General features: G+C 69.1%; 9 protein-coding genes. 6 read left to right on the plus strand and 3 right to left on the minus strand.

What is annotated here, in order from left to right; all coding sequences use genetic code 11:
* Positions 1 to 100 precede the first annotated feature (100 nt).
* Positions 101 to 3,154: a S8 family peptidase gene (locus ACZ0AA_RS16100; protein WP_400862489.1), complete on the plus strand. Its 3,054-nt coding sequence runs from the start codon at positions 101 to 103 to the stop codon at positions 3,152 to 3,154.
* 109 nt (positions 3,155 to 3,263) lie between these two features.
* Here the strand turns inward: ACZ0AA_RS16100 and ACZ0AA_RS16105 are convergent, their stop codons facing one another.
* Entirely contained in the window at positions 3,264 to 4,226 is a 963-nt protein-coding gene (locus ACZ0AA_RS16105) for a pirin family protein (protein WP_463513562.1), read from the minus strand.
* Between the two features lie 64 nt (positions 4,227 to 4,290).
* Between ACZ0AA_RS16105 and ACZ0AA_RS16110 the strand changes: the two genes are divergently transcribed.
* A complete protein-coding gene (locus ACZ0AA_RS16110) occupies positions 4,291 to 4,668 on the plus strand; it encodes a hypothetical protein (protein ID WP_463513563.1) in 378 nt (125 codons plus the stop codon).
* A 30-nt stretch (positions 4,669 to 4,698) separates the two neighbouring features.
* Here the strand turns inward: ACZ0AA_RS16110 and ACZ0AA_RS16115 are convergent, their stop codons facing one another.
* Positions 4,699 to 5,016 (minus strand): GNAT family N-acetyltransferase, encoded by a 318-nt coding sequence (locus ACZ0AA_RS16115; protein ID WP_400862484.1) that lies wholly within the window; start codon positions 5,014 to 5,016, stop codon positions 4,699 to 4,701.
* A 91-nt stretch (positions 5,017 to 5,107) separates the two neighbouring features.
* Here ACZ0AA_RS16115 and recQ point away from each other — a divergent pair, with 91 nt between their 5' ends.
* Positions 5,108 to 7,186, plus strand: a complete 2,079-nt coding sequence (gene recQ, locus ACZ0AA_RS16120) for a DNA helicase RecQ (RefSeq protein WP_463513564.1) — start codon at positions 5,108 to 5,110, stop codon at positions 7,184 to 7,186.
* Between the two features lie 46 nt (positions 7,187 to 7,232).
* Here recQ and ACZ0AA_RS16125 read toward each other — a convergent pair whose 3' ends face one another.
* On the minus strand, positions 7,233 to 8,510 hold the full coding sequence (locus ACZ0AA_RS16125) for a TetR/AcrR family transcriptional regulator (protein WP_463513565.1): 1,278 nt from the start codon (positions 8,508 to 8,510) through the stop codon (positions 7,233 to 7,235).
* Between the two features lie 134 nt (positions 8,511 to 8,644).
* Between ACZ0AA_RS16125 and ACZ0AA_RS16130 the strand changes: the two genes are divergently transcribed.
* From ACZ0AA_RS16130 to ACZ0AA_RS16140, 3 genes are all read left to right on the plus strand, one after another.
* Positions 8,645 to 9,943 (plus strand): MFS transporter, encoded by a 1,299-nt coding sequence (locus ACZ0AA_RS16130; RefSeq protein WP_463513566.1) that lies wholly within the window; start codon positions 8,645 to 8,647, stop codon positions 9,941 to 9,943.
* Between the two features lie 2 nt (positions 9,944 to 9,945).
* The gene (locus ACZ0AA_RS16135; protein WP_400862477.1) at positions 9,946 to 11,706 is read left to right on the plus strand and encodes a glycoside hydrolase family 3 protein; all 1,761 of its coding nucleotides are present in this window, start codon (positions 9,946 to 9,948) and stop codon (positions 11,704 to 11,706) included.
* A 320-nt stretch (positions 11,707 to 12,026) separates the two neighbouring features.
* Positions 12,027 to 17,687 (plus strand): choice-of-anchor G family protein, encoded by a 5,661-nt coding sequence (locus ACZ0AA_RS16140; RefSeq protein ID WP_463513567.1) that lies wholly within the window; start codon positions 12,027 to 12,029, stop codon positions 17,685 to 17,687.
* The last annotated feature ends 57 nt before the right edge of the window (positions 17,688 to 17,744 follow it).

Genomic DNA, 17,744 nt, shown 5'->3' on the forward strand with positions numbered 1-17,744 from the left:
TCCAGGAATAATCCCCGACTCTGGTGTGTGGACGGAAGCCGGGCGTAGCTTGAACGGCGGTGCGGCAACGCAGTCGCACCGTGATCATCGGGAGAAGCACATGGGTCGAACACCCCTCCGGATGGCAGCGGCCACCACCCTGGCAACGCTGTTCATCGCATCGACGGCAACCGCGGGCTATGCAGGCACGGAGGAGGTGACAAACCCCACTCCGGTCGAAGGCACGCCCGGTCACTACATCGTCGTGCTGAAGTCCGATCCACTCGCGAGCTACACCGGCGATGTCGACGGTCTCAAGGCGACGAAGCCCGCCGAAGGCGAGCAGCTGGAGACGCAGTCGCAGGAATCGCAGCGCTACGTGCAGCATCTCGAGACCGAGCAGCAGACGGTCGCCGAGGAGGCCGGCGTCACCCCGGAGATCAGCTACCAGGTCGTCCTCAACGGCTTCAGCGCCGAGCTCACCGGCGAGCAGGTCGACAAGCTGCGTGCGTCGAAGGACGTCTACGACGTCTACCCCGACTTCATCCGCCACCCCGACGCGCAGACCTCGACGAGCTTCCTCGGCCTCGGTGATGACAAGAAGGGCCGCGGTGGAGTCTGGCAGCAGACCGGTGGGGTCGACAAGGCCGGAGAGGGCGTGGTCGTGGGTGTCATCGACACCGGCATCGCCCCCGAGCACCCGTCGTTCGAGGGGAAGAAGCTCAAGAAGCAGCCCAAGAACGACAAGCGCCACAAGGGGAACCAGCCGTACACCGACGGCACCTTCGTCTACTTCGACAAGTCCGACGGCGGTCAGTTCCAGGCTGCGATGGTCGAGGCCCAGGAATGGGACAAGGGCGACTACTCGTCGAAGCTCATCGGAGCCCAGTACTTCTACACCGGCGCCGAGGCGGCCGGATTCGACTTCCAGTACGACTACCTCTCGCCGCGTGACGGCGACGGCCACGGTTCGCACACCGCGAGCACGGCGGCCGGCAACTTCGGCGTGAAGGCCTCGATCGAGGACGTCGACTTCGGCAGGATCTCGGGCGTCGCGCCCGGGGCCAAGGTCGCGGCCTACAAGGCCTGCTACGTCGGACCCGACGAGGCGGTCACGACCGACGACATCTGCGCCGGCAGCGACCTGATCGCCGCGATCGACCGGGCAGTGGCCGACGGCGTCGACGTGATCAACTACTCGATCGGCGGCGGTGCGGCATCCACCGTGCTCGCCCCCGAGGACATCGCGTTCTTCAACGCGGCCGCAGCGGGCGTCTTCGTGGCGACCAGCGCGGGCAACGACGGCCCCGACCCCGTCACGGCCGACCACGCGTCTCCGTGGTACACCACGGTCGCCGCCTCGACGATCCCCACGTGGGAGGGCACCGTGCAGTTCGACGGCTTCGCCCAGGCGGGTGCGTCGGTGAGCGTGCCGTTCGGCACGACGGTCACCGGGCCCTCGATCTACGCGGGCGATGCGCCTGCCGCAGGTCAGGCTGCCGCCGATGCGGCGCTCTGCCTTCCGGGCACGCTCGATGCGGCGAAGGTCACGGGTCACATCGTGGTCTGCGACCGAGGCGGCAATGCTCGCGCCGAGAAGTCGCAGGTCGTGAAGGATGCCGGTGGCATGGGCGTCGTGCTCGTGAACGTGCCCGGTGCCGCCGACTCGCTCGACAACGACTTCCACGCCGTGCCGACCGTGCACCTGTCCTCGGTGCACCGCGCGGCCGTGCTCGCCTACGTGCAGGGCGGCGTCGATCGTCCGATCACGCTCGTCGGTGAGAACACGACCGGTGTGGTCACACCCGTGCCGCAGATCGCCGGGTTCTCGAGCCGCGGACCGATGCTGGCAGACGGCAGCGACATCATGAAGCCCGACATCGCCGCCCCCGGCGTCGCGATCCTCGCGGCCACGCAGAACGCTCCCGGAGAGGCGCCGACCTTCGGCATCCTGTCGGGAACGTCGATGGCGTCTCCGCACATCGCCGGTCTCGCGGCGCTCTACCTCGGTGAGCGGCCCAACGCCAAGCCGGCAGAGATCAAGTCCGCGATGATGACCACCGCGTACGACACCGTGAACGCCGACGGCTCGAAGAACACCGATCCGTTCCAGCAGGGCGCGGGCCAGGTCGACCCGAAGCGCATGTTCAACCCGGGTCTGCTGTATCTGAACGACGTGCCCGACTGGGTGGCGTTCCTCGAGGGCAAGGGGCTGGCCGACTTCCCCGGCGAGCCGATCGACGGCAGCGACCTCAACGTCGCATCGTTCTCGATCGGGTCGCTGGCGAGCGCGCAGACGGTCACCCGCACGGTCACCGCGACGGAGAAGGGCACGTTCACGGCATCCGTCGATGTGCCCGGCGTGAACGTGACGGTGCAGCCGTCGACGCTGAAGTTCGACAAGCCGGGTCAGACCGCGACCTACACGGTCACGTTCGACAACCAGAGCGCGCCGGTCGAGCAGTGGGCGACCGGATCGCTCACCTGGACGAGCAAGAAGAACACCGTGCGGTCGCCGATCGCGGTGTTCCCGGTCACGGCGGATGCTCCGGCCGAGGTCGAGGGCACGGGAGTCGACGGTTCGACCACGGTCGACATCACTCCCGGCGTCGACGGCGCTCTCGCTCTCGGGGTGTCGGGTCTGACTCCGTTCTCGCTGCTGGAGGACCCCGACGGCCGTGTCGTCGGGCACTCGGGCGACGAGGCATCGGGCGACGGGAACAAGGACGTGTCGTGGATCGTCGACGTGCCGGAGGGCACGACGCTCTCGCGCTTCGACCTCGACTCGTCGGATGACGCGGGCAGCGACCTCGACCTCACCGTCTACCGGGTCGTCAGCCCCGACGACCTGCGCTATTACGAGCGCTGGCAGTCGGCGACGGGATCGGCGGACGAGCAGGTGACGCTGCCTGCGCCGACCGCCGGCACCTACCTGGTCGTCGCGAACGTCTATTCGACCTCGGCTCCGATGACGTGGGACATGACCTACGCCAACGTGCAGCCCGAGGGCGAGGGCGCGTTCACCGCGACCCCGAACCCGATCGAGGCCGTGCGCGGCCAGGCGACGAGCTACGAGCTCAGCTGGACCGGCCTCACCGCCGGCACCCGCTACCTCGGACTCGTGCAGTACGGAGAGTCCGCCGTGCGCACCGTCGTCACGGTCGACGCCGAATAGCGGTCGACGCCGACGCCCCGTCCTCTCCGGAGGGCGGGGCGTCGTCGCGCTGTCCGGGTCCGCGCCTCAAGGCCCGCGCCGTCAGATCCGTGCCGTCAGATCCGTGCCGTCAGATCCGTCGGCCGCGCGGCATCAGCCGCACGTCGGGCAGGGGAGGTGCGGGGATGCGCACGTCGTGACCCTCGACGACGCCGAAGCGATCGGATGCGGCTTCCCACTCGGTGCGCGCCTCGACGATCTCCTCGTGGGTGCGCCCGGCGAAGTTCCACCACATGACGATCTCGTCGGCGAACGGCTCGCCGCCGATGAGGAAGAGCAGCGCGCCCTCCGTGCTCGACACGTCGACGGCGTCCCGCGAGTCCCCGAGGTACAGCATGTCGTTGAGCGCCAGCTCGTGCGTCGACACGGTCGCGTCGCCGTCGACGAGCATCAGTGCGTGCTCCCATTCGGGGCGCAGGGGAAGCCGGATGCGGGTGCCGGCGGGCACGACGAGCTCGGCGCCGACGATCGGGGTGTGCACGGTCGCGGGCGAGACGACGCCGGCAAGCTCGCCGAGCACGACGGTGGCGGTGGCATCCGCTCCTTCCTCGGCCGTGAGAGTCACCCGGGGGAGGTCGGTGTGACGCTCGAACCCACCCGCTCCCTGGCGTGCTCCGTCGGGAAGAACGACCCAGAACTGCAGGGCGTCGAGGGGGATGGGGTCGTCGCCGATCGAGTACTCGGAGTGCGAGATCCCGTTGCCGGCGGTCATCAGGTTGAGCTGTCCGCGCCGCAGGTCGGCGTCGCTGCCGAGCGAGTCGCGGTGCCGGATCTCGCCCACCAGCGGCCAGGTGACCGTCTGCAATCCGATGTGGGGGTGCGGTTCGACGCGCATGCGGGTGTCTGCGGGTCCGAACCTGTCGAGGAAGCACCAGGCCCCGATCGTCGGCAGGTTGCGATGCGGCAGCACGCGCAGCACATTCATGCCCCGCACTCCGCCGAGAGGCACCTCGCGCGGCTCGAGGACGAGGCGTCGTTCGCCGATCGGTGTCTCGGCGTGGACGTCACCGGAGGGGGTCGCGATCTCGGTCATCCGATTCTCCTTCGCTCAGGTGCGTCTGCGCACAGGCGCCTGAGTGGACTCCTAGGCTCGCCCCATGATGTCTCGACGCTCTCCCATTATCCTGCTCGCCCTCGGCGCCTCGGCGGTGATGCTGTCGGGGTGCGCCTCGGGCGGCGACGCCGGGTTCTGCGGCCCGCTCCACGACGAGCACCAGACGGCGGCGGTCGCTTTCGTCGCACTGATCCCGGGGATGAACACCGAGACGGACGTGCAGACGCGGCTCGACCTCGTCGAGGAGCTCGAGCCGACCCCGGAGCTCGCCGATGACCTGGCGGCCTGGACCGACTACCTCACGGTGGGCGCGGAATCGATCGACGACGATCCCACCGCGGTCATCGAGGCGTACGACGACGACGCGAAGGCGTCGGGCGAGGCCCTGTTCGAGTACTACACGGGCACCTGCCTGCAGTGATCGCGCCCGAACTCGTCGGGTCGAGTCCGGTCAGGCCTCGGCGGGAGCAGTGCCCGGTCGCTTCGGCCAGCGGATCTCGGCTCCTGCGATCTCGTGCGTCGTGAGGTACTTCGCGATGTAGGGGCAGAGCGGCACGATCGCATCGCCCGATGCCGCGGCATCCGTCAGAGCCTTCTCGGCAAGGATTCCTGCAAGACCCTGACCTTGGAACGCGGGGTCGATCTCGGTGTGGATGAAGCGGATCGCGCCCGGTCGCAGTTCGAACTCCGCGAAGCCTGCGAGCGTGTCATCCGAGCGGATCTCATAGCGGGATGCTGCCTCGTCGCGGGTGACGGTGATGTCGGTCATCGGAATCTCCTTCGGGCGTCTCCGTCAAACCTACGCCCGCTGAGTTGTGGAGGGGCGGGCCGAGGTCGGCGGGGGTCGTTACGCTGGAGGGATGCCGCAGACTCCCCGTGACCCGTACGAGGATCTGCCCTATGCAGACGAGCCCTGGGATGGCGCAGGGTGGGAGCCCTCCGAGCCGCCGGAGCCCATGGACTGGGTGCCGCAGGGCGAGGGGTTCGAGCCTCCGCTGGACTGGGGGCCCGGCCCTGTGACGTCCGTGACGACGAAGGCCGGCCGGTCGGCGTCCCGCCAGACGGCATCCCCCACGGTGTCCGGGCCGGCGATGTCCGGGCCGGCCGTGCGGCACGCCGCACCCAGTCGATATGCCTCTGCGGCAGAGGCGCTGCACACGGTGTTCGGATACGACGAGTTCCGTGGCGACCAGGCCGCGATCGTCGACCAGGTGATCGGCGGCGGCGACGCAGTCGTGCTCATGCCGACCGGTGGCGGGAAGAGCGTGACCTATCAGGTGCCTGCTCTCGTGCGGGAGGGCACGGGTCTGGTCATCAGCCCGCTCATCGCCCTGATGCACGATCAGGTCGACGCACTTCGGGCCAATGGCGTCAACGCCGCGTATCTCAATTCCACGCAGGCGATCGACGAGCGGCGCGAGGTCGAACGGGCCTACGTCGCCGGCGAGCTCGACCTGATCTACGTCGCCCCCGAGCGGCTCTCCTCACCGCAGACCACAGCGCTGTTGCAGCGCGGCACCCTCAGCGTCATCGCGATCGACGAGGCGCACTGCGTGTCGCAATGGGGCCACGACTTCCGCCCCGACTATCTCGCACTCGGCGACCTGGGCGAGCGGTTCCCCGGCGTTCCTCGAATGGCCCTGACGGCCACCGCCACCCGCGCGACGCACAAAGAGCTCACCGAGCGACTGCGACTCGACACGGCGAAGCACTACGTCGCGAGCTTCGACCGGCCCAACATCCAATACCGGATCGTGCCCAAGGTCGATCCGCGCAAGCAGCTCGTCTCGTTCATCCGGGCGCAGCCCGAGGGCTCGGTGGGCATCGTCTACGCGCTCAGCCGCAAGTCGGTCGAGCAGACGGCGACCTATCTCGCGGCGCAGGGGTTCGACGCCCTGCCGTACCACGCGGGTCTTCCCGCCGAGGTGCGAGCGAAGAACCAGTCCCGGTTCCTCCGCGAGGACGGTGTCGTGATGGTCGCGACCATCGCGTTCGGCATGGGCATCGACAAGCCGGACGTGCGCTTCGTCGCCCACATCGATCTGCCGAAGTCCGTCGAGGGGTACTACCAGGAGACCGGGCGCGCGGGTCGAGACGGCGAACCCTCGATCGCCTGGATGGCCTACGGGCTGGGCGACGTCGTGCAACAGCGCCGCATGATCGATCAGAGCCCCGGCGACCGTACGTTCAAGATGCGCCTCGGGCAGCACCTCGACGCGATGCTCGCACTGTGCGAGACCGTCGAATGCCGCCGCCAGAATCTGCTCGGCTACTTCGGCCAGGAGTCGCAGCCCTGCGGCAACTGCGACACGTGCCTCGACGAGACCGAGACCTTCGACGGGCTGATCCCCGCACAGAAGCTGCTCTCGACGATCGTGCGACTCAAGCGCGAGCGCAACCAGTCTTTCGGCGCCGGGCATCTGATCGACATCCTGCGCGGGGCCTCGACCGAGCGCATCCGCCAGCAGGGCCACGAGAAGCTCGCAACCTACGGCATCGGGGCCGACCTCTCGGATCAGGACTGGCGCAGCGTCGTCCGTCAGCTTCTCGCGCGAGGCATCATCGTGGCGCAAGGCGACTACGGCACGCTCGCCCCGGGCGAGCAGTCGGTCGGGGTGCTGAAGGGCGAGACCCCCGTGCCGCTGCGCAAAGACACGATCGGACGACTGGCGTCCTCACCGCGAGCCCGCAAGGCGAGTGCGGCGGATGCTCTCGATGCCGGCGATCGTCCGCTGTTCGAGGCGCTGCGCGCATGGCGGGCCGAGACGGCCCGAGAGCAAGGGGTTCCCGCTTACATCGTCTTCGGCGATGCCACGCTGCGCGCGCTCGCCGAGCACCGGCCGGCGTCGTTGGCCGACCTCGACGGCATCACCGGCATCGGCGCGAAGAAACGCGACGCATATGGCGAGGGCGTGCTCGCGGTGATCGCCGCGGCCTGACCGGCAGCGTTTGATCCGGCTCTCACCGCGCCGCGCACCTGAGCGCTCAGGTCGGGGGGAGCACGTCGTCGAGGTGCGCCGTCAGGTGCGCCGCGATGTCGACCGCCTCGCGGTCATACAGCCACTGGTACTGCAGGCCGTCCCAGAGGGCGACGAGCCAGATCGCCTCGTGCTCGGGATCGCGGTGCTCGGGCAGGTCCCCGTCGATCCTGGCGAGCTGGAACAGCTCCGTGAAGTAGTCGATCGCCTGGGAGAACCGGGTGGTGAAGTAGTCGTGCGCCGGATGCGCGGCGGGCACCGCCTCGCAGGACAGCACGGCGTAGACCTCGATCAGCCCCGGTTCGTCGAGGGCACTCACTCGCGCGCCATGGGGGATGCTGCGCAGTGCCTCGGCAGCTCGGTCGACGGGCACCGCATCGCTGCGCATCCGGATGGCGCTGTCTCGCTCGGCGAGCACCGCGCTGAGCAGCAGCTCCTTCGACGGGTAATGGTGAAGCAGCGTGGACTTCGAGACGCCGACCGCCTGAGCGATGTCCCGCAGGCTCGTGTCGCCGTATCCGTCCCGTGCGAACAGGCGGGTCGCGTCGGCGAGGATCTGGGCACGGCGGCGGCGCCCGACCTCGTATCCTTCGATGCCGTTGTCTGTCGCGGCGGCGCCGAACACCGGAGGCAGTGGACCGGCGGGTGTGGGCGACGGAGACGCTTGGGCCGCATCCCGCCACCGATGCGGCAGCGCCCAGAGCGACTCGCGCTCTTCGAGCATCTGCACCACGTCGACCCGATCGGGAAGGTACTGCGAGATGAGCTGGAGGCCGTCCCACCCCGCCATGTGCCTCGTGGTCTCGCCGGCCACGCATCGTTCCGAGTCGATCGTGCCGTGCAGCGCCGCATCGGCCAGCACTTCGGAGCTCAGCTCCCGAAGGCGCGCATAGCGCTCGCGCATCCGGTCGTGTGCGGGGTGACCGGGGGCGGACGCCTCGCCGGTGAGTGCGGCGAAGAGCTCGAGGTAGCCGGGGGTGCGGGCATTGCGCCGCGCGACGTCGGCGAAGATCAGGTCGCCCGAATCCGAGGCGGCCGTGATGAGGTCGAATGCCTTCTCGTTGTCGTCTTCGAACCCGGCCACCACCTCGGCGAGCAGGTCGTCCTTCGAGGCGAAGTGCCCGAGCAGGCCGGGGTGGCTGACGGATGCCGCGGCGGCGATGTCGCGCAGCGACGTCGACCGGTATCCGTTCGAGACGAAGAGCTCGCGCGCGGCGTCGACGATCCGCTGTCGCGTCGCCGCGGCACGGCTCTGGCGTGAGCCTGTCGTCGCCACCGTCGTCATCGTTCCCCCTTCCCCCTCATTCTCTCTCATTACCAATCGGTAGACATTCACTTACCAAACGGTCGAGATTCCGGTATTGTCGTGCTCACGCCCGATCGCAGATGACCGGCGAACCTTGCCCGAAAGGACCCCCCGTGACAGAGCTGTCATCGGCCGCCACCGCGGCCGCCGTCGGTACGACCGGCTTCAAAGTGCCAGGCACCACTCCGCTGAAGACCCCTCGTGGCTACACGCCCGGGCTCGCCGCCGTGAACTTCGGCGTCTACCTGGCGCTCCTGACCCCGGTGATGGTGTCGATGGCGTTCAAGATCCAGCGCCTCGACCCCACGAACACCGAGGCGAGTCTCGGTCTGGTGATGGGTGTCGGCGCGGCCTTCGCACTCGTCGCGAACCCTCTCGTCGGACGCCTCTCCGACCGCACGACCTCGAAATGGGGCATGCGTCGGCCCTGGATCCTGGGCGGTGCGATCGTCGGCCTCGGCGGGTTCGCGATCATCGGGATGGCGACCTCGGTGCTCGTGGTCATGCTGGCCTGGTGCCTCGTGCAGGCGTCGATGAATGCCGTGCTCGCCGCCGCCAACGCGACGCTGCCCGATCAGGTCCCCGTCTCGAGCCGTGGCAAGGTGTCGGGCATCATCGGCATCACGACGCCCATCGGCATCCTCGCCGGAAGCTTCATCGTGAACTTCCTGCCCGGTGACTTCGAGCGGTTCTTCGTTCCGGGTGCGATCGCGCTGATCCTCGTGGTCGTCTTCGTGCTCACCCTCAAGGACCGTCGCCTCACCGAGAAGCCCGCCACGCGCTTCACCGTCGGCACGTTCTTCGGCTCGTTCGTGTTCAACCCCCGCAAGCACCCCGACTTCGGATGGACCTGGCTCACCAAGTTCTTCGTGATGTTCGGCTATGCGGGCATCGCCACCTTCCTTCCGCTCTACCTCGTCAACAAGTTCGAGCTCGACGAGCAGGGGGCGGTCGGCACGATCCTCATCGCTAACCTCGCCTCGATGGCTGCCATGGCCATCTCCGCTCCGCTGGGAGGGTTCCTGTCCGACAAGATCGGCAAGCGCCGACCGTTCGTCGCGATCGCCGGAGTGATCATGGTCATCGGCCTCGTGATCCTGGCCCTGGCGCCCTCGATCCCTGTCGTCATCATCGCCCAGGCCATCATCGGCCTCGGCGCAGGATCCTTCCTCTCGGTCGATCTGGCACTCGCCACCGAGGTGCTGCCGAACCCCGACGACGTCGCCAAGGACCTCGGCGTGCTGAACATCGCGAATGCGCTTCCGCAGTCGATCGCCCCCGCGATCGCTCCGAGCATCATCGCCCTGGGCGCTGCCACGCCACTCGGCGGGTACACCACCTGGTATCTGTTCGGAGCGCTCGTCGCCCTCGCCGGAGCCGTTCTCGTCTACCGCATCAAGGGAGTCAAGTGACCATGACCGATACCGACGTGACCACCGCTCGCCCCTGGCTCGACGCGACCCTTCCGGTCGACGAGCGCGTGCAGCTGCTCCTCGACGAGATGAGCGTCGAAGAGAAGGCGGGACTGTTCTTCCATACGATGATCGCGATCGGCGATCTCGATGAGGCGAATCCGACCTTCGGCACCCCGAGTGCTCGAGAGTTCGTCGACGTGAAGCAGATGACGCACTTCAACCTGCTGGGGGCCGCACCTACCGGCGGCGAGATCGCAGCGTGGCAGAACGAACTGCAGCGTCTCGCGGCAGACACCCGCCTCGGCATACCCGTCACCCTCTCGACCGATCCGCGGCACTCGTTCAGCGAGAACCCTGGGGCGTCGATCCTCGCCGGCCCGTTCTCGCAATGGCCCGAAACGCTGGGCCTCGCGGCCACTCGCGACCCCGAGCTCGTCGAGCGCTTCGCTGATATAGCTCGTCAGGAATATACGGCCGTGGGGCTTCGTGTCGCCTTGCATCCACAGGTCGATCTCGCCACCGAACCACGGTGGGCGCGGCAGACGGCGACCTTCGGAGAGGACGCGGAGCTGTCGGGCATTCTCGGAGCGGCATACATCCGAGGATTCCAGGGCGAGTCGTTCGGACCGGGGTCGGTCTCGACCATGACCAAGCACTTCCCCGGCGGCGGTCCGCAGAAGGACGGCGAGGACCCGCACTTCCCGTACGGCCGCGAGCAGGTCTACCCGGGCGGGCAGTTCGAGCTGCACCTGAAGCCCTTCGAGGATGCTCTCGCCGCAGGCACCCGGCAGATGATGCCCTACTACGGCATGCCTGTCGGAACCGAGTACGAAGAGGTCGGGTTCGGATTCAACAAGTCGGTCATCACCGGGCTGCTCCGTGAGCGCTACGGCTTCGACGGTCTCGTCTGCACCGACTGGGGTCTGATCAACGACGCCGAGATCTTCGGACAGCCGTTCCCCGCCCGTGCGTGGGGTGTCGAAGACCTGACACCCCGAGAGCGGATGGTCAAGGTGCTCGATGCCGGCGCCGATCAGTTCGGCGGCGAGGACTGCCCCGAGCTGCTGGTCGAGCTCGTGGCCGACGGCTCGATCTCCCAGGAGCGCCTCGACGTCTCGGCGCGACGAATCCTGCGGGAGAAGTTCGAGCTCGGGCTCTTCGAGAACCCGTTCGTCGACGAAGCCGCTGCTGACGCGATCGTCGGCAGGGCGGAGTTCCGCGCGGCGGGCGAGGCGGCCCAGCGCGCCTCCGTCACCGTCCTGACCAACTCCGGCGCGCTTCCCTTCTCCGTCGGGCTCAAGCTCTACATCGAGGGGATCGATGTCGAGGTCGCTGCCTCGTACGGTCAGGTCGTCGACACCCCCGACGAGGCCGACCTCGCGGTCATCCGCCTGCAGGCTCCGTTCGAGCAGCGGGACACGATGTTCGAGAACTTCTTCCATGCAGGGTCGCTCGCCTTCCCTGACGAGGTCGTCGACCATGTCCGCGCGGTCTCCCGAGCAGTGCCGACGGTGGTCGACGTGCTCGCAGACCGTCCGCCGATCCTCCAGCCGATCACGGATGCGGCCGCGGCCGTCACGGTCAACTGGGGCGTCTCCGGCGCTGCCCTGCTCGACGTGCTCAGCGGTGTCGTCAGCGCCCGGGGCCGACTACCGTTCGATCTTCCGAGGTCGATGGAAGCGGTCGTGGCGTCCCGCCCCGACGTGCCGTTCGACACCGAGGATCCACTCTTCCGCTTCGGTCACGGGCTGACGCTGTAGCCCAGGCCCGACCCTCTGAGACCGCCCCGCAGGCACCGACCTGCGGGGCGGTCTTCGTCGTTCTCGAGACCCCGCAGCCGGGTGCTGCCGGGTGGCCTTTCGTCCGCGAGAACGTGATCCCTGGAATCAACCTGCCGAACGGTTGTGAATCATTCCGGCGAAATGTCTCGGATGATGACAGCGCGTGCGTGAAGTCTGGACGTTCGCTGGACTTAACAACCGAAATCCCGCAATACTGACAGCACATGCGCTCGGTCGACACCTGTCGACGCCTGGGGAGGGCCTTGTGACGCGGAGTATCTGCATCACGGGAGAGGCGAATGAGAATCATCGAGGGGAAGACTCTGCGGCGGCGCAGAGCAATCGGGGGAGGCATCGCCGGCGTCACCGTCGGTGCGGTGGTCCTCGCGGGTGCGTTGGTACCCACAGCGGCGAATGCGCTCGACGACGCGAATCCGAACGATCCGTCGGTCGCGCAGGGACAGATCGTCCAGTTGCCCGCTGATCTGCTGGGCGGACTCGACGTCGCGGCGCTCGGTCACACGCTGACCAGCAACCCGGCTGCGGTTGGCCCAGAGCTCGGCGGTCTCGATCTCGATCTGCTCGAGGCGCTCAGCATCGACGTCGGCACGCTCAACGTGCCGCTGCTGACCGACGGCACGACGCCCGGTCTGCTGCAGCTCGGCGATCTGGGAGGCGCCCAGAGCTTCAGCTCGTCGCCGAGTCAGACCCAGTCGATCGCATCGTCCGGCGCGATCACCTCCGGTGGTGCGATCGACGCCGGCGCGATCGACGGAAGCGTCGACCCGGCATCCCTCGAACTGACCGACCTCTTCGACCAGCTCTCGGTCGCCGGTCTGACCGACGCGGTGCTCGACGAGGCGTCCATCGGCATTGGCGCTCTCGCGTCGCGCGCCGAGTCGAACACGGGAACGGCGACCTCCGAATACCGGATCGCGGGACTCACCCTGGACCTGCACAGCAACCTGGTCGCAGGACTCTCGACGACGCTCGGAACGGCCATCCAAGGCACGCTCACTCCGGTGAGCGATCTCGCGGGCCCCGGCGGTGCGCTCACGGGCATCGTCACGACCGTCGTCAACACGATCAACGCCATCCCCAACGTCCCCCTGATCGCCGCCTTCGAGGCGACCGGTGGAACGGTCTCGATCGCCGGACTCGACACCGTCGGCGAGACGGTGGTCACCGAGCTGCTGACAGAGCCGCTCGAGAACACGACAGGTTCTGTGCTCGTCGATCTGAGCGACGGGACGATCTCCGTCGACCTCGCCAGAATCCTCGTGGAGACCGGTGCCGGCGCAGACCTGAACTCGTTGCCGGCCAACACTCCTGTGCTGTCCGGGCCGATGATCGCTGCCATCCAGCAGGGGATCACCTCCGCTCTCACGGGAACGCACCCCAACAGCCTCAACGGCAAGGTCGCGACCATCGTCGAATCCACTCTGGATTCGCTCGTCGCGACGCTCACCGTCGGCGTGGAGCTCTCGAACCCCCTCACCGGGATCGAGCTGGTGTCGGGAGACGTCACGGTCGTCGGTTCGCTCGCGCAGTTCGCGGGCACGGCGACGCCGGCCCCGGTCGTGGACACCGACATCGCACTGGCCGGCCTCGACATCGGCTTCCTGCTCGACCCGGTGATCGACGCCGTCACCGGTGCGGTCACCGGCACGGCAGGTCCCCTCGTCGACACCGCGCTGAACAGCGTCATCCCGCTGCTCCAGCCCGCACTGGCCGCGTTGACCGGGCCGCTTCTCACGACCCTCGACCCTGTTCTGCAGGGCGTGCTGTCCGGGGTGGCGACCGTCACGATCAACGAGCAGTCCGAGCCGGGGGACATCCCCGGTGACAGCTTCACCGTGCGCGCTCTCGCGATCGATCTGCTCCCAGGGGTAGGCGGAGGGGTCGAACTCGACCTCGCCTCGTCGACGGTGAAGGCGGCGGTCGCGGCAGTCGCAGTGATCGACGCGGACGACACGGTTCAGGCGGGCACCAGCCTTCCCGTGACCGGCTCAGGCTGGCCGGCGAACACCGATGTCTCGGTGCAGGTCACGAGCGCAGGCGGCGCGCCGGTCAACGACCCCGCGACCCTGACGACCGATGCCTCGGGCAACTTCACGGGTGGTGTCTTCATCCCCGCGTCGACCACGCCGGGAACCGGATACATCGTGACGGCCACCGACGGCACCAGCACGGCGACGGACACCACCGAGGTCACGGCTGCGGCCGCGATCGACGCCGCACCTGCCGTGCAGGACGGCACGAACCTCGGCATCTCCGGCACGAACTGGCCGGGGAGCACCCAGATCTCGCTGCAGCTGACCGAACCCGGCGGCGGTCCGAACGTCGGCGGCCCCCAGCTCGTCACCACCGACCCGTCGGGGGCTTTCACCTTCGACTACCCGGTGCCGGCGGGCACCCCTGCCGGAACCGGCTACACCGTCACGGCGACAGCGGGAACGCAGATCGCGACGGACACGACCGAGGTCACGAACGCTCCGGTCGCGTCGATCGACGCAGCTCCGGTCGTTCAGGCCGGCACCGACCTCGCCGTCTCCGGAGCGAACTGGCCGGCGAACACCGAGATCTCGGTGCAGCTGACAGCTCCTGGCGGTGGCGCGGATGTCGGTGGTCCCGCGACGGCCACGACGAATGACGACGGCGAGTTCACGCTCGCGTACCCGGTGCCCGCCTCGGCGGCACCAGGCACCGCATACACGGTCACCGCGACTGACGGAGCCGACACGGCGATCGACACGACCGAGGTGACGGCCGCTGCGACGGTCGATGCCGCGGCGACGGTGCAGGCAGGCACGAGCCTTCCGGTCACCGGCACCGGCTGGCCGGCGAACACCGCGATCTCGGTGCAGCTCACCGACCCCGACGGCGATGACGTCGGTGGTCCTGAGACGGCTACGACCGATGGGGCTGGTGGGTTCACGCTGAACTACCCGGTTCCCGCGTCGGCCACTCCGGGCACGGGGTACACGGTCACGGCGAGCCTCGGCACGCAGACGGCGACCGACACGACCGAGGTGACTGCCGCTGCAGCGGTCGATGCCGCGGCGACGGTGCAGGCAGGCACGAGCCTTCCCGTCACCGGCACCGGCTGGCCGGCGAACACCGAGGTCTCGGTGGTGCTGACGGCACCGGGTGGCGGGACGACGGTCGGCGCTCCCGCGACGGTCACGACCGACGGAGACGGAGAGTTCACGCTGGACTACCCGGTTCCCGCGTCGGCGGCTCCGGGCACGGGCTACACGGTCACGGCGACCGTCGGCACGCAGTCGGCGACCGACACGACAGCGGTGACCGCGGCGGCGACCGTCGACGCGGCGGCAACCGTCGAGGCGGGCACCGACCTGGCAGTCACCGGTGCGAACTGGCCGGCGAACACCGAGGTCACGGTGCAGCTGACTGGCCCCGGCGGTGCGCTCATCGGCACACCTCAGACGGTGACGACCGGCGCTCTCGGCGGCTTCGCGATCGATTATCCGGTGCCGGCGGGAACCCCCGCGGGCACGGGCTACACGGTGACCGCGAGCGTCGGAACGCAGACGGCGACCGATGCGACCGAGGTGACGGCGGCTCCTGTCGTCGTCGATGCGGCAGCATCGGTTCCGGCAGGCACCAACCTCGCCGTCACCGGCTCAGGCTGGCCGGTGAACTCCACGGTGTCGCTGCAGCTCACGGCGCCCGGTGGCGGAGCGGGCGTCGGAGGCTCGGTGACCGCGACCACCGACGAGTTCGGTGCGTTCACGGAGAACTACCCGGTTCCGGCCGGCACCGAACCCGGTGCGGGATACCTGCTCACCGCGACATCGGGGGCGTTCAGCGACACGGACACCACCGAGGTGACCGCTGGCGACCCGGGTGACGTCAACACCAACGCGGCCGCATCGGCATCCGCGTCGGCCGACGCCACGGCAGACGGCGACCCGTCGGCGCAGGCTGCGGCGGAAGCCGCCGCTCTCGCAGATGCGACGTCGCAGGCCTCGGCAGCTGCGACATCTGACGCCACCTCGGCGGCAGACGCTGCGGCGACGCCCGACGCGTCATCGACCGCGACGACCGATGTCACCTCCACGGCCAACGCCTCTGCGGCGGTCGCCGCGCAGGCTGCGGCTCAGGCCGACGCATCGGACGACGTGAACGCAGACGCATCTACGGCGGCGGAGTCCAACTCCGCGGCCTCCTCCGAGTCGGCGGCGACGACGGACTCGTCGACCGACGCCTCTTCCGAGGCTTCAGCGAACACGAACGCGGCGGCTTCGGCATCCGCTTCGGCGAACGCCGACGCCTCGACCGATGCGATCGCTGAAGCATCCGCACAGGCTGCGGCCTTCGCGGATGCCACGGCAGAGGGCTCGGCTGCGGCTGACCCTGCTGCCGAGGCTGCGGCGGAATCGGCAGCGACGGCGACATCCTCGACGGCGGCAACGGCCGACGCGACGTCGGAGGCGAACGCCGGAGCGGCGATCGCGGCTCAGGCCGCGGCACTGGCCGACGCGACGACCGACACCGCGGCTGAGGCCTCGGCGACGTCCGATGCCTCGACGAGCGCCGCCTCGAACGCGAGTGCGGCGGCTGTCGCGAGTGCATCGACCGACGCCTCCTCTGACGCGGTCGCCACGGCTGACGCGTCGGCGGCGGCGGATCCGACGGCTGAGGCCGACACCAACGCCTCGGCATCTGCGGCGGCGTCGGCTCAGGCCGATGACGACAGCAACGTGTCGGCGCAGGCTGCGGCTGTCGCTGCGGCGCTGGCCGATGCGACGAGCTCCGCTTCGGCGGCGGCTGACGTGACGGCTGATGCGGCGGCTTCGGCGGCAGCGACGGACGATGCATCCACGGATGCCTCGACCACGGCCACCACGGATGCGAACGCGTCTGCGGCGGCGGCTGCTCAGGCGGCTGCGCAGAACGATGCGACCTCGACGAGTGCGGCTGACGCCTCGGCCTCGGCCGATGCCGACCCGAACGCGTCGGCGGCCGCGGCGGCCAACGCCACGTCGTCCGCCACCGCCTCGGCGACGGCTGCGGCTGATGTCTCGGCTGCGGCTGACGCGTCGGCAGCGGCGGATCCGACGGCTGAGGCCGACACCAACGCCTCCGCATCTGCGGCGGCGTCGGCTCAGGCCGATGACGACAGCAACGCTGCGGCGCAGGCTGCGGCTGTCGCCGCGGCGCTGGCCGATGCGACGAGCTCCGCTTCGGCGGCGGCTGACGTGACGGCTGATGCGGCGGCTTCGGCGGCGGCCACGGACGATGCATCCACGGATGCCTCGACCACGGCCACCACAGATGCGAACGCCACGGCGGCGGCGGCTGCTGCGGCTCAGGCCACGGCGCAGAACGATGCGACCTCGACGAGTGCGGCTGACGCCTCGGCTTCGGCCGACGCCGACCCGAACGCGTCGGCGGCAGCGGCGGCCAACGCCTCGTCGTCGGCCACGGCCTCCGCGTCGGCTGCGGCTGATGTCTCGGCCACGGCTGATGCGTCGGCGGCGGCGGATCCGACGGCCGAGGCCTCGGCGTCTGCGGATGCTGATGCGGCCGCTGACCCGACGGGCAAGATCGCCATCACGATCAAGGTTCCCGTTCTGGAGCGCGGCGAGAAGCAGACGGCGGTCGGCACCGGGTTCACGCCCGGCGAGTCCGTCACCGGAGTGATGACCTCCGAGCCGATCGCACTGGGGACCAAGGTCGCCGACGCGCAGGGCACGGTCACCTTCACCTGGACCATCCCGTCCGGCACCGACCTCGGAACCCACGCGGTGACCCTGACCGGAGCGACCTCCGGCAGTGTCTCAGCCTCGTTCCAGGTCGTGGCAACGGGCCTCGCCACCACCGGTGGCGAGATCCAGGGCGGGTGGATCGCGCTGGCGGCTCTGCTGCTGATGCTCGGGCTCGGAATGACGAGGATCGCGCGCTCCAGACGGCCGTTCGTCCAGACGGAGTAACGCAGTGCAGGAACGCTGAGAGGTCGGGGCCGTCGCTGCGGCGGCCCCGACCTGCAG

Source organism: Microbacterium sp. AC035 (assembly GCF_979258485.1).